A 23,403-nucleotide genomic window follows, 5' to 3' on the forward strand; every position below is an offset into this window, starting at 1 on the left:
TTTCTCCTAAATAGCTTCCGGCTTCAAATCACGTAACATCAAGTCGGTTACCGCCAGGCGCGGATCTTTATCTTGGTAAAGGATAAGATACATCTGTTCAATAATCGGCACATCAACTCCCAGCTTATCGGCAAGTTGGTACGCCGAGAGAGTTGTTTTGACTCCCTCTGCGATCATCTGCATGCCACTCAGAATTTCATCGAGCTTGCGTCCCTGACCCAACTCAATACCGACACTACGGTTGCGAGACAGGTCTCCAGTACAGGTTAACACCAAGTCTCCCATCCCTGCCAGACCAGCAAATGTTTCTGCTGATCCTCCTAGTTTTAGCCCTAAGCGAGTCATTTCAGCCAAACCACGGGTGATGAGTGCCGCTCTGCTATTATGACCAAAACCCAGTCCATCAGCAACTCCTGCGGCTAGCGCAATAACATTCTTCATTGCCCCGCCAAGTTCCACACCGATAATATCGTCATGGGTATAGACCCGAAATACCTCCGTGCTAAAAATCTCTTGAATCTGTTTTGCTACAGCATTATTGCGCGCAGCAGCAACAACCGCTGTAGGCATGCCTGCACTGACTTCATTGGCAAATGAAGGGCCAGACAGAAAACCCAGTTGAGAATGCATGTGCACTGGGAGCAACTCTTCAAAAACCTGTGATAACAACATCAGGCTTTCATTTTCAATTCCTTTTGATGCTGAGACAACTAAGGATTCTGATGAGAGGGAAGGGAGTGCTTCCTTTAAGACATATCTGGTCGATTGCGATGGGGTCACAAACAACAACATTTTTTTATCTGTAACCGCCGCTGTTAGACTGTTGGTTGCCCGTATATTTTCAGAGAGTTTCACCTCTGGTAAATAAAGGTCATTTATCCGATTTTCTTCAATCCGTAAAGCCAGATCCTTTTCATAACACCAAAGAGTGACCGAATAACCTTTATTAGCTAACAGGTTGGCTAATGTTGTCCCCCAACTTCCAGCGCCAATAACAGCAATTTTTGTTTCCATTTAGATGGCCTCCTTTTTATCTTCAATCCGTTGTTCCAAGTGTTTAATTTTTTCATCTAACAACGCAGGCTCTAATTTCCCTCTCAATTGCTGATATTGTTGCAGGGCTTCTTGCAGATGCCCCTCTTCTTCAAGAATTTTGGCCAGATCGAACTCAGCCTGAGGACGATATTTACTCTCTGGATATTTATCTATGATATGAAGCCATTGTTGCTGTGCCGCTTTCGTTTGTCCTTCAAGCAGCAATATTCTGGCTTTGCGATATAAAGCATCGACAACAAATTTACTTTGCGGATATTTTTCAAGTAGAGATTCCAGTTCTATCCGCGCTTGAGAATAATTTTCAAGATAAAAATAACAATCAGCTATTTCATAATAATATTGATCAACACGACCCTCATTAAAATCAAGCAGACGTTGATAGAACTCAATCGCCCGGGGATAATCTCTTAACCTGTATTTTGCTATTCGAGCCGCCTCTTCACGGGCTGACTGCACCAACGGGCTTCGTGGATAGTCATGTTCTAGCTGCAAATAATTTAATAGAGCCTTTTGCATATCCTGAAGCTCAAACTGCCAGATGTTACCAATTCTTAAAATTGCCTCTGCTGCTTCTGGAGCTTGAGGGTAGCTTTGATATACTTGCTGATATTTCTCTTCTGCCGCCGTTATCTGCCTTAGATTCTCTAATTCAACAGCTTCAGCGAATAATCGCTGCGGCGCTGTCAACTGATAGTGACTATACAAAGGATAGACTGCCGCCATCAGCGCCGCAAGAATGATAAAAGTGAGTATCCAGCGACTGCGACTAGATCTCTTCTTCTGGCTTTCCAGTTGTTTCAACTCCCTCTTCAACTGCTTCTTCAATCGAATCAACCCCATCCACAGTATCCTTCTCCGCTAGTTTGGCGACTGAAACTATTAACTCACCGTCTTCCAACACCATCATCCTGACACCTTGGGTATTTCGACCTATGGAGCGGATATTTTTCACGTTGGTGCGCAAGAGCTTACCGCGATTGGTGATAAACATGAGGTCAGACTCATCCTCCACCATCCTGATAGCGACGACACAACCATTACGGACGCTGGTTTTAATGGTAATTACCCCTTTGCCGCCGCGGCTCTGAACTCGGTATTCACCAATATCAGTACGTTTACCGTAACCATTTTCAGTCACTGTCACCAGTGCCAGAGCAGTATTGGCCGCGACCGACTGTAGCCCAATAACGGAATCATCTTCATCCAGAGTTATGCCGCGAACACCTCGCGCTGGGCGCCCGACTGAGCGGACATCTGTTTCTGGAAAACGGATTGATTTCCCTTTACGACTCGCCAGGAGAAGGTCACGCTCTCCGTTGGTCAGTCGGGCTTCAATAAGACTGTCACCCTCATCAATGGTCAACGCAATAATGCCACCAGTGCGGGGATGGGAATAGGCCATCAGTTCGGTTTTTTTGATAATTCCCCGAGCAGTCGCGGTGACAATATATTGTCCTTTTTCAAATTTTGTGACCGGCAAAATGGTCATAACTTTTTCTTCAGGAGCTAATTGCAATAAATTGACGATTGCCTTACCGCGTGAAGATCGACCACCTTGTGGTATTTCATGCACCTTTAGCCAATAAACTTTGCCCAAGTCGGTAAAAATAAGAATATATGCATGAGTTGAGGCAATAAATAAATTTTCTACAAAATCCTCTTCTTTAGGTTTAACCCCTGTTTTTCCTTTTCCACCTCGCCGTTGCGCTCGATAGAGAGAGACTGCGTTGCGCTTGATATAACCACCATGGGTGACAGTCACAACCATATCTTCTTCAACAATCATATCTTCCAGGGTTAAATCGGCACTTTTATCAAGTATTTCCGTCCGCCGTGGATTTGCAAATTTTTCTTTTATTTCAGTGAGTTCCGTTTTAACGATTTTGAGAATCTCAACTTCACTGCCAAGAATCTCTTTCAAACGGCTGATCTGGGTGAGAAGTTCGGCCAGTTCTTCGAGTATTTTTCCCCGTTCAAGACCGGTCAAACGATGCAGACGCATATCCAGTATTGCTTGCGCTTGGATGGCTGAAAATGCAAAACGTGCGATTAGACCCTGTTTGGCCTCAGGAGAGGTTGCGCTCCCCTTGATAATTTTAATCACCTCATCGAGATTTTCCAAAGCCAACTTTAACCCATAAAGAATGTGAGCACGAGCTTCAGCTTTTTTCAGTTCAAAGACACAACGTTTTGTAACGATCTCTCGACGGTGATCAACAAAACAATCAAGAACTTCCCGCAAATTTAAGATTTTAGGTTGGCCTGAAACGATGGCAAGCATAATAATACCGAAAGAACTCTGCATCACCGTCATTTTGTAGAGTTGATTCAAGACGACCCCTGGGATCATGTCTCTTCGCAGCTCCACAACAATCCGCATCCCTTCGCGATCCGATTCATCTCGCAGATCCGAAATTCCTTCGATCTTTTTATTTTTTACCAGCTCGGCAATTTTTTCAATCAAGCGAGCCTTGTTAACCTGGTAGGGCAGTTCGGTAATAATGATGGATTCCCGACCACTACGCCGATCAATTTCTACCATTGCCCTAGCTCGCATCTGCACGATACCACGGCCATTTTTATAGGCATCAGTGATACCTTCTCGGCCATTGATAAATCCGGCTGTCGGGAAATCGGGCCCCGGTATTTTTTCTATCAATTCTTCGATACTAATTCGTGGATCATCGATTAAGGCTATCAAACCATCAATAACTTCGCCCAGATTATGTGGTGGTATCTTGGTTGCCATACCTACGGCAATCCCCTCAGAACCATTCACTAGCAGGTTTGGATACTTACACGGGAGAACCAAGGGCTCTTCTAAAGAATCATCATAGTTCGGACCAAAAGTGACTGTTTCCTTATCAATATCATTTAACAACTCGTGCGCAAGCCGATCCATCCTGATTTCGGTATAGCGCATCGCCGCAGCAGAATCACCATCGACTGACCCAAAATTTCCTTGGCCATCGACTAATGGATGACGCATTGAAAAGTCCTGCGCCATCCGGACAATTGAATCATAAACAGCGGTATCACCATGTGGATGATACTTACCAATCACATCACCAACGACACGCGCCGACTTTTTGTATGGTTTATTGTAATCATTATTGAGATCATACATGGCGTATAAAATACGTCTGTGGACAGGTTTCAAACCGTCACGGACATCGGGCAAAGCCCGACCTATGATAACGCTCATGGCGTAATCCATATAGGATTTACGCATTTCATCGACAATATTAACGGTAACTTTATTTTGCTCTGACAGCATCTAACTCCTCCAAACTTCGCGGTGGAAGTTTAACTTTTAAAATTTTCAAACATCCAGATTAGCAACCTGTAGAGCATTCTGCTCAATAAACTCACGTCGTGGTTCTACCTGATCACCCATCAAGACGGTAAATATTTCATCTGCTTTAACCGCATCCTCTATTGTGACTTGCAATAAAACCCGTTTTTCTGGATCCATTGTTGTTTCCCATAATTGTTCAGGATTCATCTCTCCCAGACCTTTATAGCGCTGTATATATTGCCCTTTTTTTGCTCTTGTTAAAAAGACATTCAACAACTCTTCGCGATCTGTTACCTCAATACTCTCTTTGTCTTCTGCGGCTAGATAGACGGGTTCATTCAAACAAATATCTTCAATCAATTTATAGGATTGGAGCAATAATTTATATTCATGCGAGGATAAAATTTCAACAATCTGCCTATCAATACGCGTATGTAAATTACCAAAAGTAACGAGTATACGATCAGGATCTTCCATCACCACAAATTTTGCCTTATTTTCCAATTGGCGCAATTGTTCTGCCAAAGGTTCCAAATTTACCTGATCAGCAAAACCATTCCGAATTTTTCCTTTGAGGAAAATTTTTAATATTTCTCCAGGAACACCGCGGTTAACAATCTTCTCGAAATGCTGATTATAATTGATTATATTTCTAAGAGTAGGAATAATTTGCTTGCCGCGGAGGACTTTGTTTCCCCCTTCCATCTCTAAAGATATTCCTTCTGTTCCGATATCTAAGAGGTAGTCGAGCAAAACATCATCATCCTTCATATAAAGTTCCCGCTTTCCCCGTTTCGCTTTATAGAGAGGCGGCTGAGCAATATAAAGATGACCCCGTTCAACTATTTCAGGCATTTGTCTAAAAAAGAAAGTTAGTAACAGGGTACGAATGTGAGAACCATCGACGTCGGCATCAGTCATAATAATGACACGGTGATAACGTAACTTGGCCACATCAAAATCATCCTTACCAATTCCAGTACCCATTGCAGTGATTAAGGTACGTATTTCATTTGACGTTAACATTTTATCAAAGCGGGATTTTTCAACATTAAGTATTTTACCCTTGAGCGGTAAAATGGCCTGATATCGCCGTTCACGCCCTTGCTTTGCACTCCCACCAGCAGAGTCACCTTCGACGAGGTATATTTCGCAGAGAGCCGGATCTTTTTCTTGACAATCCGCCAATTTTCCTGGGAGAGAAAGTCCTTCTAAAGCCCCTTTACGCCGCGTTAGATCGCGTGCTTTTCGAGCAGCCTCACGCGCTCGGGCTGCTTCAATTCCCTTTTCTAATATTTTTTTTGCAACTTGTGGATTTTCTTCAAGAAAACTGGCTAATTGATCATTCATCAAGGTTTCTACGTAACCTTTAACTTCAGAATTACCCAACTTTGTTTTGGTTTGACCTTCAAATTGAGGATCTGAAAGTTTAACTGATATAACCGCCGCAATACCTTCACGCATATCATCACCAGATATGGCAACTTTTGTATTTTTGAGTAAATTATTCGCAGCGGCATAAGCATTCATGGTTCGTGTCAAAGACCCTTTAAAACCACTCAGATGGGTGCCACCTTCATGAGTATTAATATTATTGGCAAAACAGAATATTTTCTCGTCATAACTATCGTTATACTGAATCGCTATTTCAATCTCTGATCCCCCTTTTTCTCCATGAAAATAGAGGGGCTCGGGATGTAAGGCGCTTTTAGCTCGGTTTAAATATTCGACAAACGAACGAATTCCACCTTCATAGATAAATTCGTTATGTTTTTCTGTTCTAGCATCAGTAATGATTATTTTTACCCCCGCATTTAAAAATGCTAGTTCCCGTAATCGCTGTGACAACGTTGAAAATGAAAAATCAGAGGTATCAAAAACATCATTATCAGGCCAAAATGTGATTTTAGTTCCCCGTTTGATAGTTTCACCATCAACCCGAAGCGGCTCAATTGGGACACCTTTTTTATAGCTTTGCCTATAAATTTTACCTTCACGCCTGATTTCCAACTCAAGATTACTGGACAAGGCATTGACAACAGAAACTCCAACACCATGAAGTCCACCAGAGACTTTATAAGCACCTTCACCATTATCATCAAATTTACCACCGGCATGTAAGACGGTCATAACAACTTCGGCTGCTGATTTATGTTGTCCTTCGTGCATTTCTACTGGAATACCACGGCCGTTATCTTCTACCGTTACAGAACAATCTTCATGGATGACAACGATAATTTCATTACAATAACCTGCCAAAGCTTCATCAATGGCATTATCAACAACCTCGTAGACAAGATGATGAAGACCTTCAACGGATGTTGAACCTATATACATCGCTGGTCTTTTCCTAACCGCTTCTAAACCTTCTAAAACTTGTATACTTTCTGCCCCATATTTTTTTTCTTCAGACATAATCTACCTTATTCCAATATAAATTCAGAAAAGTTACCGTTACTTACTTCAAATACTTTATATTTGTCTTCTTTGTTATAAATATCAGGTAAATCCATTGTCGTTATAAATACCTGACCTGAATCTTCAATAATTTTATTAAAAATATCAGTTTTTCTATTAAAATCTAATTCACTTCCCATATCGTCGAATAATAATATTGGGTAATATCCATATTTTTCTTTATAAATTTGTAACTGTGCTTGTTTATAGCTAAGTAGAAATGATCTCTTTTGTCCCTCAGAGGAATATTTATTAATATTGTTATTATTTATTAAAAAAATAAAATCGTCTATATGTGGTCCAACAAGTGTATATCCATATTTTATTTCATTTATTTTGTTTTTTATAAATTTATTCTGAAGAATATCTTTTATATTTCCTTTTTGATATTCGTTATAACGAATAGAATATTTTTCATATAACTGATTCTTACTAAATAAATAAGAGAGATAATCATTTATTTGAGAAACATATGACAATCTTTCATTAATAATTAAATAAGCATATTCTATTAATTGTTCTTTCCAAATATCATCTTCACTATTATTTGATTTTAAAAATATATTTCTTTGTTTTAAACATTTCAAATATTTTTTATGAATATTAATATATTCTATATTTATAAAAAAAATAGATCTATCTATTAAATTTCTTCTATACAGTGGATATGATTTTAAATAAATAATTTCATCTGGAAAATATATTATTGAATTTAAAATCCTAAAAAAAATATTATTTTCTGGCTTTTTACTATTTATTAAAATATTTTTTTTGTTTTTTTTATCTAAAGTAATATTTATTTTATTAGATACTTTATTATTTACTACCTCTAAATTAATTTTAAAAATATTGGCATCTATATTAATAAGATCAATATTTTTATTAGTTCTAAAACTTTTATAAAGTGAAGAAAAATAAATTGATTCTATTAAGTTTGTTTTACCTTGAGCATTATTACCATAAAAAAAATTAAGTTTTTTATTTGGTTCTACAATAGTTTTTTTTATATTTCTAAAATTTTCAATTTCTATTTTATTAATATACATTTAATATAGTTTATAAGCGCATGGGCATAATAACAAAAAGCTGATTTTCATTATTTTCAGGATTTATGCGACCAGGTGATATATTATCTTTTAAATTAAAAATAATATTATCTTCTTTAATTACCTGTAATATATCAATTATATATTTAGCATTAAAACCTATAGAAATATCATCACCATTATATATTATAGTTATTTCTTCTTTAGCATCACCTAAGTCTGGGTTAGATGAGGTTAAAGTTAATAAATTATTCTTTAAATTTATCTTTACTCCTTTTGATTTTTCACTCGATAATATCGAAATTCTCTTCAAGGCATGCAAAAATAAATTTTTATTTATAACTGCTGCATTATTTCCTTTATCTGGAATAACTCTTTTATAATCCGGAAAATCACCGTCTACCATTCTCATTATTAGAGTAGTTTGTTTATTATTAACTGAAAAATTATTATCTGAAATTCCTATATTTATATCACTTTCCATTGTTTCTAATATTTTCTTTATTTCTGTAATTCCTTTTTTAGGTAGAATAAAACCTTCAAAATATCTTTTATCTAATTCATTATCATATTGTTTTTGAATCATAGATAATCTATGTCCGTCAGTGGAAACAAATACTATTTGTTTAATATCCTCTACAATTTCTGATTTTATATAAATACCAGTTAAATTAAATTTTGTTTCATCACTAGAAACAGAAAATAATGTTTTTTCTATCATTTCACTTAAATTATTTTTATCGATAAAATTTGTATTTAATTCTAAATCTGGAAATTTTGGAAATTCATCTGGAGATAGGCCAACCAGATTAAATATTGATTTATCACACTTAATTTCAACCCAAAAATTATTCTTAGATAAAAAGTTAATTTCTTTATCAGGAAATTCCTTAATTATTTCATACAGTTTTTTTGCAGAAATAGTTATTTTCCCTTCATTTATAATATTAGCTTCATATTTAGATTTTAATCCTACCTCTAAATCTGTAGCAGTAATGGTTATTTCATTATTTTTTGCTTCAATTAGCACATTCGCTAAAATTGGAATCGTATGTCTTTTTTCAACGATCCCTTGCACTTTAGCAAGACCATCTAAAAAAATACTTTTACTTATTGTGAACTGCATATTACCTCCATCAACATCGCCTAATTCTTTTATTAGTTATTTAATAAATATAGTAGTAATAGTAGAGCTTGTTGATATGTTTATATCGACTTAAACTCTTAAAAAATAATGAAAATATCTATTTTTATAGCTGTTTATTAATTGCTAATAAAAATTTCAATTTGTTGATAATTTTATTAATTAATATTTATAACTACTTATACACATTTATATGCTCAGGTTTTCAATAAGCTTTTCTATAATTGTTTTAATGTATATATCTTCCTTCATGTTTTTTTCTATTTTTTTAATGGCATGGATTATTGTTGAATGATCTTTTCCTCCAAATTTGGTCCCGATTTCAGGGTAAGACAAACTGGTTAAATTTCGACTTATATACATCGCAACTTGTCGAGGAAAAACAATATTTTTAAGGCGCTTTGATGATTTGAGTTCACTTGTTTTTATCTGAAAATGTTCAGCCACTGTCTTTTGAATTTTTTCAACAGTTATTTCTTTACTATTTTCAATCAATATATCTTTTAATATTTTTTTAGCCATTTGAATAGTTATAGGTGTTGATGTCAGACTTGCATATGCACCTATTCTTATAAGATAACCTTCTAATTCTCTTACATTATTTGATATAGAATTGGCTAAAAAATATATTACATCTTCTGATAAAATTATATTATTTTGATCAGCTTTCATATTTAAAATAGCTTGTTTTGTTTCAGTGTCTGGTGCCTGTATATCTGCGATTAAACCCCACTCAAACCTTGATCTTAATCTCTCTTCCAAATCAGGAATTTCTTTTGGAAATTTATCTGATGTAACAATTATTTGCTTATGTGATTCATATAATGCATTAAAAGTGTGAAAAAATTCTTCTTGAGTACTTTTTTTTCCCGCTATAAATTGTATATCGTCTATTAATAATATATCTATTGATCTGAATTTATTTCTAAATTCATTCATTTTTGCATGTCTAAGAGAATTTATTAGTTCATTTGTAAATTTTTCTGAAGAATAATAACAAATTTTTGTGTTTTTATCCTTTTTATATATTTCATTACCTATTGCATTTATAAGGTGTGTTTTTCCTAAACCAACCCCACCATAAATAAACAATGGATTATATGTTGTTGCAGGATTATTAGCTACTGCCATAGCAGCTGCATGTGCAAATTGATTTGATGTACCAGCAACAAAGGTATCAAATGTATATTTAGGATTTAAATTAGGTATATTTTCTTTTTTATTATTAATTTTATTTTTTTCTTTTACTATGGGGATTACTTCATTTTCTTCTGTTTTTTTCGTTTCTTTCTGTATTGTCTTGTTTATTTTTATTTCTAAAATGTATTCATCTTTACCTAATTCAGATAAGGTCTTTTCTATTTCATTTTTATAATTGTCATTAATCCAATCTTTTATAAATTTATTGGGAACTTCAACATAGAATTGATTTCCTGATAATTTTACCGGATTGATAGGGGTTATCCAGGTAGAATAATTTTGTTCACTTATTTTTGTTTTTAATTTGTCTAATGCTCTATTCCAAATTGAATTCATTTTTTATCCACAGATTATCAACGCTTGTTTATAACGATAAATGTCTATATGTTGTTGAAATCATTAAGTATAAAATGCTTCTATTTCAATTTCATATTTTTTTTAAACATTTTAGAAGTGGTTACTATAATGTTTATTGGCAATATCTACCAGTAGATTCTTAAACGTATTTTTATTGACTTGATTTTGTATTTATGATTAAAAGTATTGCTTTGTCAGTTTCAGCACGAGGAGATTTATAATGTCAAAACGAACTTTTCAGCCAAGCCGCATTAAGCGGAAAAGAACACACGGTTTTCGTAAGAAAATGCAGACCAAAAGTGGGCGGAATACGATAAATAATCGTCGTGCACGTGGTCGCAAATCTTTGACGGTATCTATACCGCAAAAGTAGAGTATGAATAAATGTTATCCTGTCTCTATGCGTTTACGCAAACGATGGGAATATCAGCTGGTTAGGAAGATGGGGTGTAAATATCATACACCCCATTTTGTGCTTTTGGTTTTTATTAATTCTGAGAAAACCTGCACTCGCCTAGGTATTACAGTAACACGTAAAGTTGGTAATGCGGTTCATCGCAATCGGCTTAAAAGACTGACTCGTGAATTTTTCCGTCAATCAAATTTTGATTATCCTATTCGTGATTATTCGATCATAGTAAAAAGAGGCGCATCTTTACTCTCTTCTTCAGAAATAATGCTGGAGTTACGGTCTCTTTTCATGAAGATGGCAATTGGTAATGATTAAATATATTTTTATATTTTTAATAGATATTTATCGTCATTGCATTTCACCTTTTACCCCCAGATCCTGCCGATTTTATCCAACATGTTCTTCTTATGCTAGAGAAAGCATCCTTACATTTGGACTATTAAAAGGTAGTTTTTTAGCTATCAAGAGAATACTTAAATGTCACCCTTTTCATGCTGGTGGCTTTGACCCAGTCCCTTCAATTAAAAACCAGGATACATAAAAATGGATAATAACCGTACGATCCTCGCTGTAGTTCTTATCGTTCTTCTATGGTCTGCCTACAGTCTCTTTTTTGCTCCGCAATCACAGATTCAACAACCTGCAGTCATTGCTGACACTGAACAGGTTAATACAATTGAAAAGGACGAGGTAAAGGCAAATAGTGTCACAAATGAAATAGATACTGATCTAATTGTTAACGATGTTAGTGAAGAGGCTTTTGTTACTGTCTCTTCTGATTTTTTTGATATCAAATTATCAACCATTGGCGCAACTGTTAGATCTGTTGTGTTGAAACAATATAATGAAACAAATGAAACCAGTTCTTCGTCATTGACTCTCTTAAGTGCTGATAATTTTGAACTCTCTACTTTACAAACGTTTGGTAGTGATGGGTTCTACATTCCAAAAAATTTAAATTACCAATTAACAACGAATAAAGATTTAATTATTGTTGATAAAGATAATGTTGAAATTAATTTTGTTGCCTCAATTAATAATTTTATAGTTGTTAAAACCTATATTTTCCACCCTGATTTATATTCTTTTGATGTCAATATAAAAATAACAAATACTTCCTCTTCTCCTGTTTCTGGTCGATTTAATTTATCTTTACTATCTTCATGGGATAAAGATAGTAAGTCAGCTATGTATACATTTGTTGGTCCTGTTACTTATGATGGAGAAGAACTGCAAGAGGATAAACCTGCAAAACTAGAAGAATCTCCTAAGTTATATAAAAACAATTTCGTTTGGTCTGGTTATTCTACTAAATATTTTTTAAATGCTATTGATCCTCATGAATCATCAGAGCAGTTATTTATTACTACTGGTTCAGGTTATGTAGAAAATAAATTTATTTCTGCTCAATCTACGCTTCTAGCCAATCAAGAAATTTTATTTGATTATACTTCCTACTTTGGCCCTAAAGACGATAAATATTTATTAGCAGCTGGCCACTTATTTGATGAAGTTATTGATTATGGGTTTTTTCATCCTTTGTCTAAACCTCTTATGGTCGTCCTTAAATTCTTTTACAAATTTTTAGGTAATTATGGTTTTTCAATTATATTGTTAACGGTTTGCATCAAATTAATTTTTTGGCCTTTGACCCAAAAAAGTTATAAGTCGATGAAGGGTATGCAAAAGCTGCAGCCTGAAATGAAGAAAATGCGCGAAAAATATGGGAGTGATAAACAAAAGTTAAATCAGGAAATGATGGCTTTTTATAAGGAAAATAAGGTTAATCCTATGGGTGGTTGTTTACCTATGGTTATTCAGATTCCCGTGTTTTTTGCTCTTTACCGCGTTCTTCTCGGCTCCATTGAATTACGTCATGCACCGTTTATGCTTTGGATTACAGATTTGGCTGCCAAGGATCCTTATTATGTAACGCCTCTTATTATGGGGGTGACCATGTTTTTGCAACAAAAAATGACACCAACTAACATGGATCCTACACAAGAAAAAATCATGTTAATGATGCCTATAGTATTTACTTTTATGTTTCTTAATTTTCCTGCTGGTTTGGTTCTTTATTGGCTTACAAATAACCTACTTACTATTTTGCAGCAGTATCTTATTCGTCGCCAGCCTGACTGATCTGTTTGTGAGCGCTGATGAATACCTCTGATACGATTATTGCACCAGCAACTGGTTCAGGTGATGCTGGTATTGCAATTATAAGAATTTCTGGTGCCGACTCTTTGTCGGCACTTTTTCGTTTTTTTACCCCTACCGGTCGACAGACAGAGCTACAATCACATCGTCTCTATCATGGATTGTTACGTAATGATTCTGATTTTGTTGTTGATGAGGTCATGGCTGTTTATATGGCTGCTCCTCACACCTACACGCGTGAAGACGTTGTTGAAATCCAGTGCCACGGGGGACAGCAGGTCATTAAGTCAATCCTCAAACTTTATCAATCTTTTGGCATCCGTTTAGCTCAGCCAGGTGAATTTACCTATCGTGCTTTTATGAATGGCCGGTTAGATCTTTCTCAAGCTGAAGCCGTATCTCAGTTGATTCATGCCAAAACCGATTCTTCCCGAAAACTCGCCATAAAGCAAATGGGGGGAGGACTTAGTCGTGTTATTTATAACTTCTCCTCACAATTAAAACATATTTTAGTTTTAACCGAGGCATGGTTGGATTTTCCAGAGGAAGATTTACCTGACGAAGATATTGCTGATTTTATTGCTGTTCTCACCGATCTTAAATCTAAAATTTTAACGATAACAGAAACTTATAGCTGTGGGCGGGTATTAACTGAGGGAGCTTCCATTCTTTTGGTTGGGCAACCCAATGCCGGTAAGAGTTCTTTAATGAATGCTCTTTTGGGTGAGGACCGAGCTATAGTCACTGATGTTCCTGGGACGACCCGAGATTTTTTAGAAGAAGGTTTATCTATTGATGGTGTCCCTGTTTCTCTTGTTGATACGGCAGGACTTCGCACATCTAGTGATATTGTTGAGATTGAAGGTATTCGTCGTACGGAGGAAAAAATTTCTCTTGCTGATCTTGTTTTACTTGTTGTTGATTCAAGTAGGACCCCTGACCAGCTTGATTTTTCCGCGCTTGAATCATGTTCTGGTCGGCCCATCTTTGTTGTTTATACAAAAATAGATAAAGCAATTGAGCTTGATTTTAATACGTTTGGGGCTTTTCCTGTTTATAGGGTTTCATCAAAGACAGCTGAAGGTCTCGATAGCCTTCGTCATGGAATTTCTTCTTTTTTGAAAAAAGACTATACAACCACTGACGAGACTGTTTTGTTAACTGAGAGCCGTCATTTTGAGGCGCTTCAACGTTGTTTGGAGCCTATTGGGAGAGCTTTATTCTGTTGTCAAAATAACGCTGATTTAGAGTTGATTGCTTTTGATATTCGTGAGGCGCTTTATTTTTTAGGACAAATTTCTGGGGAAACGACAACAGAAGATATTTTGGATGATATTTTTTCTGGCTTCTGTATTGGTAAGTAAATGTTTCACGTGAAACATGGAAAGTATGTAGGGCGATGAGTAATTATGGAAAAAATTATCAGGTCATAGTTGTTGGGGCCGGACATGCAGGGTGTGAAGCTGCGTTAGCTTCTGCGCGAATGGGGTGTACAACCTTACTGTTGACAATTGGTTTAGATACGGTCGCTCAGATGTCATGTAATCCTTCCATTGGTGGTCTTGCCAAGGGGCATCTGGTACATGAGGTTGATGCTCTGGGTGGTGAGATGGGTTTAAATATAGATGCCACAGGAATACAGTTTAGACGTCTTAATACGCGTAAAGGTCCCGCGGTGAGAGCAGCGCGTGCACAGGCTGACCGTATGGCTTATAGCGCGAGAATGAAGAATGTTATTGAAAATGAAGCTCTGCTCGATCTGAAGCAAGGTTTGGTTGAAGAGGTTTTGGTTGAGCAAAATCGGATAGTGGGGGTAAAGACGCGTGAAGGGCTAGAGTTTTTGGGACAGACTGTGGTCCTTACCACAGGGACCTTTATGCGCGGCTTAATCCACGTTGGATTAAATCATTATGCTGGGGGGAGGGCGGGTGAGCCTTCTGCTGAAGGCATATCTGCGTCACTGGCATCGTATGGTTTGCGTGTTGGAAGGTTGAAGACGGGGACCCCCGCAAGACTGTCAGCAAGATCGATTGATTTCAGTAAACTTGAGAGACAGGCAGGTGATAAGGTAGTAAAGCCTTTCTCTTTTATGACTGGCTCAATTGATCGTAAGCAGGTTGATTGTTATATTGCTGAAACAAATGAACGAACCCATGAAATAATTCGGAATAATTTAGATAAGTCACCACTCTATGCGGGCATCATTGAGGGAATAGGTCCCCGATACTGTCCATCAATCGAAGATAAGATAGTCCGCTTTCCTGATAAGAATAGCCACCAATCCTTTATCGAACCAGAGTGTTTAAAGGGGAGTGAGATGTATCCGAGTGGTTTGTCTACTTCGTTGCCTCCTGAGGTTCAGTTAGCTTATTTTCGTTCAATGGTTGGTTTTGAGTCTGTAGAAATTATGCGGCCGGGTTACGCGATAGAGTACGACTTTATAGAACCGATGCAGTTAAAAGCTACCCTTGAAACAAGGGTTATTGATGGCTTATTCCATGCGGGACAAATTAATGGCACGTCCGGGTATGAGGAAGCAGCAGGGCAGGGTATCCTCGCTGGAATAAACGCCGCCCGACAGTGTCAGGAGCAACCCCCCGTTGTTATAGGACGTGATCAGGGTTATTTAGGAGTTATGATTGACGATTTGATAACTCAACCCACGACTGACCCATACAGGATGTTTACTTCCCGGTCTGAATATCGGTTGTTGTTGCGTGAAGATAATGCCGATCAACGACTTACAGAGCTAGGCCGTAAAATTGGTCTGGTAAGTGATGAGCGTTGGCGATGTTATGTAGAAAAGCAAAAACAGGTTGAAGCAGCTATGTCTTTTCTGCAAGATACAAAAGTGACCTCAAGTGATAGCTTGACAGTAGAAAAGCTGAACCTGGGTGATTTAAAAAGTGGGGTCAGTCTAGAACAATTACTCCGTAGACCGGAAATTAATATTCAGGATGTCACCTCAGTTTGTAGTGGGTTGAGGGATTATTCACCACAGGCTCTTGAACAGGTTGAAATAGCCATAAAGTATGAAGGATATATAAAAAGGCAGCGGGAACAGGTAAAAAGAGACCGTGAGCAGGAAGATGTCAAGCTGCCAGAGACTTTAGACTATGATGCTATCCCGAGTATCTCCACGGAAGTGCGAGAAAAACTGAAAAAAATTAAACCAACGAGCCTGGGTCAAGCAGGGCGGATACAAGGTGTAACCCCAGCTGCAATTGCGGTGATTCAGATATATTTGCGTAAAAAATCATCATGATTAATTATTTAGCGGAGGGTTTATCCGCTCTAAAAATAAAATTAACTGATCATGTGCTACAAAAAGAAATAGAATTTATCGATGAAATGCTCCGCTGGAATAAGCGGATAAACCTGACATCTATTACCGATCGTAAAGAAGCTATTGAAAAACACTTAATTGATTCATTGATGTTATTAAAATATCTAGGTGATACAGAGATTGTTTTAGATATGGGTTCAGGTGGAGGTTTTCCTGGAATACCACTGGCAATTGCAGAACCGAAAATTAAGTTTGTATCGATTGATAGTGTCGGAAAGAAAATAAATTTTCAAAAGCATATCAAAAGGAAGATGGGATTAGCAAATTTGAGTATCTACCATTCAAGGGTAGAAGAATTAACTCAACAAGGATTTGGTGAGACAAACTACCCATTAATCATGAGCCGTGCATTTTCGTCTTTGCAGATGACGATAGATTATGCTCTCCCGCTACTGACTACAGGGGGTAGAGTTTTAGCAATGAAGGGACCAGAGGGGGAGTCTGAGCTGGAAAACTTAGGGAGCCTGCTTAAAAAGCATCATTTTATGGAGCCCGAGGTTAGTAACTATACGCTACCTTATTCGCAGGCCGAAAGATCCATAATCGTTCTGACAAGCAATCAACCAGACAAAAGTGATAAATAGGAGCTGAATTAAGCTCAGGTATGTGATATTCTCCCCAACTTATATGTGTTGCTCACTTAATACCCTGGTAAAAATGATTGGTAGAGGAGTACCCAATAAATGGCAAAAATTATAGCCATTGCAAATCAAAAAGGTGGAGTTGGTAAAACCACAACAGCCGTCAATCTCGCTGCCTCTCTAGCTGCGGCCGAGAAGAAAACACTATTAATTGATATGGACCCTCAGGCGAATGCATGTAGTGGGCTTGGAATTGATAAAACAGCTGTTATTTCAACTGTTTATAATGTGTTGCTCGGGGAAGTTGATGCCGGCGAAGTGCTGCAAAAAACAGAATTAAGTTATCTTGATGTTCTCCCTTCAAATACTGACTTGATCGGTGCTGAGATTGAACTGATTAATCGGTCTGGTCGCGAAAAGCAACTTAAAATCACGACCTCTGAACTGGTAGAGGAATACGAGTATGTCATCATTGACTGCCCCCCTTCTCTGAGTTTATTGACAGTCAATGCTTTATCGGCTGCAAACTCAGTTCTTGTTCCTTTGCAATGCGAATTTTATGCAATGGAAGGTTTAGGGCAGTTAATGCAAACGATACGATTAGTGCAACAAGAGTTAAATCCAGAACTCGCAATCGCAGGAATACTGCTGACGATGTTTGATGGAAGAAATAATCTCTGCCATCAGGTCAGTGATGAAATTCGGGCACATTTTGGAGATAGAGTCTTTCAAACAGTGGTACCCAGAAATGTCAGGCTTTCAGAAGCACCGAGCTATGGACAACCTGTCTTAATGTACGACATTGGTTCACGAGGAGCACAGGCCTATATGGATTTAGCTCAAGAAGTTTTGCTAGGAGGTGCTCATGAGTAAGGTTAAAAGACCAGCCCTGGGCAAAGGTATAGGTGCTCTACTAAGTTCAGCAGCGCAAGAGGGGGGAAAAAAATACTTCTCATGCCCGCTAGAAGAGTTGAAGCCACATGCACAACAACCGAGAAAAAACTTTGATGAAAGTAAAATGTCTGAGTTGGTAGCATCTATTAAGGAGAAAGGTGTTATCCAACCCCTGGTTGTTCGCCGACAGGATGATTATTACCAGATTATTGCTGGAGAACGGCGTTGGAGAGCAGCTCAAAAAGCAGGATTAGAGCGCGTTCCAGTGGTCATTCAGGATGTTAGTGAAGATTGGGCTTTAGAGATCGCACTCATAGAAAATATTCAACGTGAAGATCTGAATCCGTTGGAGGAAGCAGAAGCCTACCGTTACCTTATGGATAGCTTTGATTTAATGCAGGAAGAGGTTGCGAAGAGGGTCGGAAAAGATCGATCAACAGTGGCGAATTCCCTGCGGCTATTGCGCTTACCAGAAAAGGTGAAAGTTGATGTTGCTTCAAGTCGTTTAAGCATGGGGCATGCTCGAGCGTTACTGGCTTTGGAGCAGGATGAAGATATGATTGAGGCGAGCCTGGAAATCATTCGTAAGAAGTTGTCTGTTCGTGAAACAGAAAAGTTGGTCAAAAAAATAAAAAGTACGCTGGGGACAAGGATAGCCAAATCATCAATAGTGAAAGAAGATGATCCTAATCTCCTGGCTCTGGAAAACAGTCTCAGGCAGCAATTGGGAACACAGGTTAAATTATATGCAAAAAGTAAAGGTGGCAAGATTGAAATCAGCTACCACGATCAAAGTGAATTATCGAGAATACTAGAGCTGATCTTAGGATAGAGCTGTCACAGTTAAACTAAATGGGAAGTGAGGTAACTAATGTTCAGTAGCAAAAAACAAGAGGCCAAAAAAGTGAAGAAACCGGTAGCGCTGGATAAGGCAGATATTAAGGCGTTTCTTGGTCCAGGAAGTCGATTTGAAGGGAAGTTGAGCTTTGATGAGTTGGTACGCTTGGACGGGGTATTTTCGGGAGAGATCTGCTCAACAGATACCTTGATTGTTGGGGAAACAGCAGAGATCGATGGCAGTATTGACGTAGGAGCATTAATCCTCAGTGGTCGGTTCAAGGGGGGGATTAAGGCAGCAACACTGGTCGATTTAAGGGCTCCGGCACAGGTCGAGGGTACAATCGAAGCAACAGCATTGAAAATTGAAGAAAATGTCGTATTTAATGGAGAAATAAAGATGGTGGACTCGAAAAAAACCATCACCGAACTCAAGATAAAAGAAGAAAAAAAGAAATAGAAAGAAAAAACAAGTAAATGAGACAGTGGGATGCTTGACAGTTGTTATTGATATATGATAGCTATTCGTTCCTTAATAAAAACCCCGTTTTAAAAAGTCATAACGACTCGGTATACTGTATACAGTATACCGAAAACACTATCTACTAAATAAGAGGTAAGCTAAGTGATAAGCGTTGACTGGACCCTTGGTCTACAGTTCCTTAACTTCATTATCCTCCTGGTCGTGCTGAATAAATTACTCTATCGGCCGATAAAAAAGATTATTTCTGAGCGTGCTGAAACGATATCGGATTCACTTGCGACAGCAAAAAATCTCGAGGCCGATATTAATGAAAAAATGCAACGCTACCAGCAACAACTAAGCGATGCAAAAATTCTAGCGAACAACGAACGCAATAATTTAAAAAAAGCAGCGCATGAAGAAGAAGCAAAGGTTCTGCTAGAAGCACAAGGCAAGGCAGCAACGCGGATGCAAGCGATTAAAGCTCAGGTGGGTAAAGAAGCTGCACAGGCCAGTGAAATATTGAAAAATGGAGCAGGTTCTTTGGCCGGTCAGATTGCCACGCGAATTCTTGGCCGCGAAGTGGCTTAACGAACGGAAGGTTTAAGGAATGATGTACAAACAAATTAAGACCGTTCTTTTATCAACTCTCATCCTTGGTCTAGTGACTGGGGTGGTGTATGCGTCAGGCGGAGGCCATGAGGTTGAGAGTGGCGTATTGATGAAGGATTTTCTTTATCGAGTCTTTAACTTTGCTATTGTCGTTGCGGTTCTGGTCTACTTTTTAACCAAACCGATAAAAAAAGGTCTCTCAGGTCGCCGTGAGGGGATAGAAAAAGCTCTTGCCGAAGCACAGCAAGCTAAGAAAGAAGCTGAGGCAAAATTTGCAGAGTATGATCGAAAGCTATCTCGAGCTACAGAGGAAATAGCAGAAATCAGTGATTCTATTCGGCGCGAAGGGGAGTTGGAAAAGATTAAGATTATAGACAGTGCAAAACAAATGGCTGTGAAAATTGAACAAGATGCTGAAAAAGCCGCTGAACTTGAAGTTGCAAAGGCGCGTAAACAGCTCCAAAAAGAAGCGGTTCAATTAGCCGTGGAACTTGCAGAAGAATTATTAAATAAGAACTTCACCAAGGAAGATGATACCCGTTTGATCGACGAGTATATACAAAAGGTGGGAGAGCTACATTGAGTAACAGTGCAATTGCAATACGATATGCCAAGGCGTTGTTGAATATCGCTTCTGAAAAGAAGCAAGTTGAACAATATGCCGAAGAACTTGTAGAAGTTGCTGCAGTATTAAAGAAAGAAGATCTGTTGCGACTGCTACTTGATAGCCCGACTTTTCCTCTGGCAAAAAAGACGGCAATGATGAATGACATCGTCGACCTGCTTCAATTGAGTGATGGGATGCGGAAATTCCTCGATTTGTTGCTAGAGAAAGGGCGGATTACTTATCTGTCAGAAATCGATGTGAATTATCGCCGTTTTGCAGATGATCTGTCCGGCGTAGTGCGGGCAAAGATCAAGTCAGCAAACAAATTGACAAAAAAACGTGCAGAAGAGATTCAAAAAAGCCTGCAAGCCCAGACAGGTAAACAGGTGATTCTGAGCGTAGATACAGATAAATCGCTAATTGGCGGTCTTCAAGCCGAGATGAGCGGTAAACTTTTTGACGGTAGTGTGAAAACCCAGCTGAAACGGATTGCAGATACCTTAGCAAAGGGGTAACAAAAGATTATGGAAATTAGAGCAGAAGAAATCAGTGCAATTATCAAGAAGCAGATTGAAGACTTCGGTCGTGAAGTCGAAGTCAGCGAAACTGGGACAATAATCTCGGTCGGTGATGGTATTGCCCGTATTCATGGACTGGATAAGGCGATGTCCGGTGAGCTTCTTGAATTCCCTGGTGGAACCATGGGGATGGTACTTAACCTTGAGGAAGATAATGTCGGGGCCGCAATCCTCGGTGATTCCGAACATATCAAAGAGGGTGACCTGGTTAAACGGACAGAGCAAATTGTTCAGGTTCCCGTAGGAGAGGCCTTGGTTGGTCGTGTTGTCAATGGTATCGGGATTCCCATTGATGGCAAAGGCGAGATCAAGACAGAAACCTACAGTCAGGTAGAACTGAAGGCCCCAGGTATCGTTGATCGTAAGTCAGTCCACGAACCAATGCAGACAGGGTTGAAGGCTATTGATGCCATGGTCCCAATCGGTCGTGGACAACGTGAACTGATCATTGGTGACCGGCAAACAGGTAAGACAGCTGTTGCGACAGACACCATTATCAATCAAAAGGGCAACGGTGTTATCTGCATTTATGTCGCTATCGGGCAGAAGCGATCAACCGTTGCACAGGTTGTTGATAAATTGCGCCAGCAAGGGGCAATGGATTATACGATCGTGGTCGCGGCAACCGCATCTGACCCAGCACCTCTGCAGTTTATCTCCCCATATACTGGCGTAACCATGGGTGAGTTCTTCCGTGATAACGGTGGACATGCTTTAATTATCTATGATGATCTCTCTAAACAGTCAGTAGCATATCGGCAATTATCATTGTTGCTGCGGCGGCCACCAGGTCGTGAAGCATTCCCTGGAGATGTTTTCTATCTCCATAGCCGGTTGCTTGAGCGTGCCTGTAAACTGAGCGACGCTAAAGGCGCTGGTTCATTAACCGCATTGCCGATTATCGAAACTCAAGCAGGGGATGTTTCTGCGTATATACCGACCAATGTTATTTCGATTACAGATGGTCAGATCTTCCTTGAAACAGACCTCTTTTATTCTGGCGTACGCCCAGCTATCAATGTTGGTCTGTCTGTTTCGCGTGTTGGTGGCTCAGCGCAGGTTAAAGCCATGAAACAAGTTGCCGGTACCTTGCGCCTAGCACTTGCACAATATCGTGAAATGGCAGCTTTTGCCCAGTTTGGTTCGGACCTTGATGCGGCAACACAGGCACAGCTGAACCGTGGTGAACGCTTGGTTGAAATCCTCAAGCAGGGACAATATAAGCCTCTCCCTGTTGCTATTCAGGTTCTGGCGATCTATGCCGCAAACAATGGCTATTGCGATGACTTCCCGGCAACTGCTGTACAACGTTATGAGAGTGAGATGATCTCTTTCATGGAAGCTCAACACGCAGGTGTCATCAAAGAGTTGGCAACGAAAAATAAAATTGATGACAATCTTGAAGGGCAGATAAAAGCGGCTCTGGATGAGTTCAAAGGTCAGTTTGTAGCCTGATTCGATAAAGGTTTTGACAGATGGCAAGTCTGAAGGACATAAAAAAACGGATCAGCTCGGTTAAGAACACCCAGCAGATCACAAAAGCGATGAAGATGGTTGCTGCGGCCAAGTTACGCCGTGCTCAAGATGCGGCCGTATCTGCGCGTCCCTATGCGGAAAAGCTCCATGCTGTGATGTCCAGTTTGGCTCAACGCGAAGAGGGAGACGAACATGCACTCCTCAATCAACGCGGAACGGGACGAGCTCTGGTCGTATTGATGACAGCTGATCGCGGTCTCTGTGGTGGTTTCAACGCCAACGTTTCGAAAGAGGCGGAACGCTTCATTCGGAGTAACGAGCAGGGGTTTGATGATATTGATCTTATGATCATTGGCCGAAAAGGGCGCGATTTCCTCAGAAACCGAGTTGGTCAACATATCACCAAGGTGCACGAGGATATTACCAGTGACGCAACATACAAAACCGCTCAATTGATTGGTCAGGAAATTGTTGAGACATACAGTGAAGAAAAGTATGACGCTGTTTATGTGATCTACAATGCGTTTAAGAGCGCCATTGAGCAAATTGTAACAACCGAGCGTGTGTTACCGATTCAGGCAAATCCCGGAGAAGAAATAGAAGGGGATAGTGTCGACTATATTTATGAGCCGAACCGGAATGAAGTGCTTGGTCAATTGCTGCCAAAGTTGGTTGAGGTGCAGATATTCCGAGGGTTACTAGAGTCAAATGCATCAGAACAAGGAGCGCGGATGTCCTCAATGGACAGCGCCAGTCGCAATGCTGCTGAGATGATCGGTAAACTAACATTGCAATATAATCGTGCACGTCAGGCTGCTATCACCAAAGAGTTGATGGAAATCATCTCTGGTGCAGAATCTATTAAATAGAACTCAGAGA

The 23,403-nt window shown here is 38.9% G+C and carries 22 protein-coding genes; 15 read left to right on the forward strand and 7 right to left on the reverse strand.

The window, feature by feature from the left end; translation table 11 throughout:
- Positions 1-6: 6 nt before the first annotated feature.
- The 7 genes from BLU87_RS09285 to dnaA all read right to left on the reverse strand — a co-directional run bounded on the left by BLU87_RS09285 (position 7) and on the right by dnaA (position 10,537).
- Positions 7-1,014, reverse strand: a complete 1,008-nt coding sequence (locus tag BLU87_RS09285) for an NAD(P)H-dependent glycerol-3-phosphate dehydrogenase (RefSeq protein WP_092347238.1) — start codon at positions 1,012-1,014, stop codon at positions 7-9.
- Positions 1,015-1,896: a tetratricopeptide repeat protein gene (locus tag BLU87_RS09290; protein WP_092347241.1), complete on the reverse strand. Its 882-nt coding sequence runs from the start codon at positions 1,894-1,896 to the stop codon at positions 1,015-1,017.
- The gene (gyrA, locus tag BLU87_RS09295; protein ID WP_092347244.1) at positions 1,823-4,333 is read right to left on the reverse strand and encodes a DNA gyrase subunit A; all 2,511 of its coding nucleotides are present in this window, start codon (positions 4,331-4,333) and stop codon (positions 1,823-1,825) included. The genes BLU87_RS09290 and gyrA overlap by 74 nt, the downstream gene beginning before the upstream one ends.
- Before the next feature lie 45 nt (positions 4,334-4,378).
- Entirely contained in the window at positions 4,379-6,769 is a 2,391-nt protein-coding gene (gene gyrB / locus BLU87_RS09300; protein WP_092347247.1) for a DNA topoisomerase (ATP-hydrolyzing) subunit B, read from the reverse strand.
- An 8-nt stretch (positions 6,770-6,777) separates the two neighbouring features.
- Complete coding sequence (gene recF, locus BLU87_RS09305) at positions 6,778-7,857, reverse strand: DNA replication/repair protein RecF (RefSeq protein ID WP_092347250.1); 1,080 nt, start codon at positions 7,855-7,857, stop codon at positions 6,778-6,780.
- A gap of 10 nt (positions 7,858-7,867) precedes the next feature.
- Positions 7,868-8,983: a DNA polymerase III subunit beta gene (gene dnaN, locus BLU87_RS09310; RefSeq protein WP_092347253.1), complete on the reverse strand. Its 1,116-nt coding sequence runs from the start codon at positions 8,981-8,983 to the stop codon at positions 7,868-7,870.
- Between the two features lie 207 nt (positions 8,984-9,190).
- The gene (gene dnaA, locus BLU87_RS09315; RefSeq protein ID WP_092347256.1) at positions 9,191-10,537 is read right to left on the reverse strand and encodes a chromosomal replication initiator protein DnaA; all 1,347 of its coding nucleotides are present in this window, start codon (positions 10,535-10,537) and stop codon (positions 9,191-9,193) included.
- 241 nt (positions 10,538-10,778) lie between these two features.
- Here dnaA and rpmH point away from each other — a divergent pair, with 241 nt between their 5' ends.
- The 15 genes from rpmH to BLU87_RS09390 all read left to right on the forward strand — a co-directional run bounded on the left by rpmH (position 10,779) and on the right by BLU87_RS09390 (position 23,393).
- Positions 10,779-10,931, forward strand: coding sequence for a 50S ribosomal protein L34 (rpmH, locus tag BLU87_RS09320; protein ID WP_092347259.1), 153 nt, complete (start codon positions 10,779-10,781; stop codon positions 10,929-10,931).
- A 3-nt stretch (positions 10,932-10,934) separates the two neighbouring features.
- Positions 10,935-11,285, forward strand: a complete 351-nt coding sequence (gene rnpA, locus BLU87_RS09325) for a ribonuclease P protein component (protein WP_092347262.1) — start codon at positions 10,935-10,937, stop codon at positions 11,283-11,285.
- Complete coding sequence (gene yidD, locus BLU87_RS09330) at positions 11,281-11,511, forward strand: membrane protein insertion efficiency factor YidD (protein WP_092347787.1); 231 nt, start codon at positions 11,281-11,283, stop codon at positions 11,509-11,511. The genes rnpA and yidD overlap by 5 nt, the downstream gene beginning before the upstream one ends.
- Before the next feature lie 2 nt (positions 11,512-11,513).
- Entirely contained in the window at positions 11,514-13,112 is a 1,599-nt protein-coding gene (yidC, locus tag BLU87_RS09335; protein ID WP_092347265.1) for a membrane protein insertase YidC, read from the forward strand.
- Between the two features lie 17 nt (positions 13,113-13,129).
- On the forward strand, positions 13,130-14,494 hold the full coding sequence (gene mnmE, locus BLU87_RS09340) for a tRNA uridine-5-carboxymethylaminomethyl(34) synthesis GTPase MnmE (protein ID WP_092347268.1): 1,365 nt from the start codon (positions 13,130-13,132) through the stop codon (positions 14,492-14,494).
- A 35-nt stretch (positions 14,495-14,529) separates the two neighbouring features.
- On the forward strand, positions 14,530-16,395 hold the full coding sequence (mnmG, locus tag BLU87_RS09345; protein ID WP_092347271.1) for a tRNA uridine-5-carboxymethylaminomethyl(34) synthesis enzyme MnmG: 1,866 nt from the start codon (positions 14,530-14,532) through the stop codon (positions 16,393-16,395).
- A complete protein-coding gene (gene rsmG / locus BLU87_RS09350) occupies positions 16,392-17,060 on the forward strand; it encodes a 16S rRNA (guanine(527)-N(7))-methyltransferase RsmG (protein ID WP_092347274.1) in 669 nt (222 codons plus the stop codon). The genes mnmG and rsmG overlap by 4 nt, the downstream gene beginning before the upstream one ends.
- Before the next feature lie 99 nt (positions 17,061-17,159).
- Positions 17,160-17,930 carry a ParA family protein gene (locus BLU87_RS09355; RefSeq protein ID WP_092347277.1) on the forward strand — a complete coding sequence of 257 codons (771 nt, stop codon included), beginning with the start codon at positions 17,160-17,162 and terminating at the stop codon, positions 17,928-17,930.
- Positions 17,923-18,783, forward strand: a complete 861-nt coding sequence (locus tag BLU87_RS09360) for a ParB/RepB/Spo0J family partition protein (RefSeq protein WP_092347280.1) — start codon at positions 17,923-17,925, stop codon at positions 18,781-18,783. Before BLU87_RS09355 ends, BLU87_RS09360 begins: the two co-directional genes overlap by 8 nt.
- 39 nt (positions 18,784-18,822) lie before the next feature.
- A complete protein-coding gene (locus tag BLU87_RS09365) occupies positions 18,823-19,248 on the forward strand; it encodes a bactofilin family protein (protein WP_092347282.1) in 426 nt (141 codons plus the stop codon).
- A 165-nt stretch (positions 19,249-19,413) separates the two neighbouring features.
- Positions 19,414-19,842: a F0F1 ATP synthase subunit B gene (locus tag BLU87_RS09370; protein ID WP_092347285.1), complete on the forward strand. Its 429-nt coding sequence runs from the start codon at positions 19,414-19,416 to the stop codon at positions 19,840-19,842.
- A 130-nt stretch (positions 19,843-19,972) separates the two neighbouring features.
- Positions 19,973-20,446, forward strand: a complete 474-nt coding sequence (gene atpF / locus BLU87_RS09375; RefSeq protein ID WP_245706437.1) for a F0F1 ATP synthase subunit B — start codon at positions 19,973-19,975, stop codon at positions 20,444-20,446.
- Positions 20,443-20,985: an ATP synthase F1 subunit delta gene (gene atpH, locus BLU87_RS09380; protein WP_092347291.1), complete on the forward strand. Its 543-nt coding sequence runs from the start codon at positions 20,443-20,445 to the stop codon at positions 20,983-20,985. Before atpF ends, atpH begins: the two co-directional genes overlap by 4 nt.
- Positions 20,986-20,994: 9 nt before the next feature.
- Positions 20,995-22,503: a F0F1 ATP synthase subunit alpha gene (atpA, locus tag BLU87_RS09385; RefSeq protein ID WP_092347294.1), complete on the forward strand. Its 1,509-nt coding sequence runs from the start codon at positions 20,995-20,997 to the stop codon at positions 22,501-22,503.
- A gap of 20 nt (positions 22,504-22,523) precedes the next feature.
- Entirely contained in the window at positions 22,524-23,393 is an 870-nt protein-coding gene (locus BLU87_RS09390) for a F0F1 ATP synthase subunit gamma (protein WP_092347296.1), read from the forward strand.
- Positions 23,394-23,403: the final 10 nt, after the last annotated feature.

Source organism: Desulfuromusa kysingii (genome assembly GCF_900107645.1).
GTDB classification, from domain to species: Bacteria; Desulfobacterota; Desulfuromonadia; order Desulfuromonadales; family Geopsychrobacteraceae; genus Desulfuromusa; species Desulfuromusa kysingii.

Excerpts from the sequence above, each read along its gene's own strand:
- BLU87_RS09285 (WP_092347238.1), bottom strand. The coding sequence starts at position 1,014 with ATGGAAACAAAAATTGCTGTTATTGGCGCTGGAAGTTGGGGGACAACA.
- BLU87_RS09290 (WP_092347241.1), bottom strand. The coding sequence starts at position 1,896 with ATGGGGTTGATTCGATTGAAGAAGCAGTTGAAGAGGGAGTTGAAACAA.
- gyrA (WP_092347244.1), bottom strand. The coding sequence starts at position 4,333 with ATGCTGTCAGAGCAAAATAAAGTTACCGTTAATATTGTCGATGAAATG.
- gyrB (WP_092347247.1), bottom strand. The coding sequence starts at position 6,769 with ATGTCTGAAGAAAAAAAATATGGGGCAGAAAGTATACAAGTTTTAGAA.
- recF (WP_092347250.1), bottom strand. The coding sequence starts at position 7,857 with ATGTATATTAATAAAATAGAAATTGAAAATTTTAGAAATATAAAAAAA.
- dnaN (WP_092347253.1), bottom strand. The coding sequence starts at position 8,983 with ATGCAGTTCACAATAAGTAAAAGTATTTTTTTAGATGGTCTTGCTAAA.
- dnaA (WP_092347256.1), bottom strand. The coding sequence starts at position 10,537 with ATGAATTCAATTTGGAATAGAGCATTAGACAAATTAAAAACAAAAATA.
- rpmH (WP_092347259.1), top strand. The coding sequence starts at position 10,779 with ATGTCAAAACGAACTTTTCAGCCAAGCCGCATTAAGCGGAAAAGAACA.
- rnpA (WP_092347262.1), top strand. The coding sequence starts at position 10,935 with ATGAATAAATGTTATCCTGTCTCTATGCGTTTACGCAAACGATGGGAA.
- yidC (WP_092347265.1), top strand. The coding sequence starts at position 11,514 with ATGGATAATAACCGTACGATCCTCGCTGTAGTTCTTATCGTTCTTCTA.
- mnmE (WP_092347268.1), top strand. The coding sequence starts at position 13,130 with ATGAATACCTCTGATACGATTATTGCACCAGCAACTGGTTCAGGTGAT.
- mnmG (WP_092347271.1), top strand. The coding sequence starts at position 14,530 with ATGAGTAATTATGGAAAAAATTATCAGGTCATAGTTGTTGGGGCCGGA.
- rsmG (WP_092347274.1), top strand. The coding sequence starts at position 16,392 with ATGATTAATTATTTAGCGGAGGGTTTATCCGCTCTAAAAATAAAATTA.
- BLU87_RS09355 (WP_092347277.1), top strand. The coding sequence starts at position 17,160 with ATGGCAAAAATTATAGCCATTGCAAATCAAAAAGGTGGAGTTGGTAAA.
- BLU87_RS09360 (WP_092347280.1), top strand. The coding sequence starts at position 17,923 with ATGAGTAAGGTTAAAAGACCAGCCCTGGGCAAAGGTATAGGTGCTCTA.
- BLU87_RS09365 (WP_092347282.1), top strand. The coding sequence starts at position 18,823 with ATGTTCAGTAGCAAAAAACAAGAGGCCAAAAAAGTGAAGAAACCGGTA.
- atpF (WP_245706437.1), top strand. The coding sequence starts at position 19,973 with ATGAAGGATTTTCTTTATCGAGTCTTTAACTTTGCTATTGTCGTTGCG.
- atpA (WP_092347294.1), top strand. The coding sequence starts at position 20,995 with ATGGAAATTAGAGCAGAAGAAATCAGTGCAATTATCAAGAAGCAGATT.
- BLU87_RS09390 (WP_092347296.1), top strand. The coding sequence starts at position 22,524 with ATGGCAAGTCTGAAGGACATAAAAAAACGGATCAGCTCGGTTAAGAAC.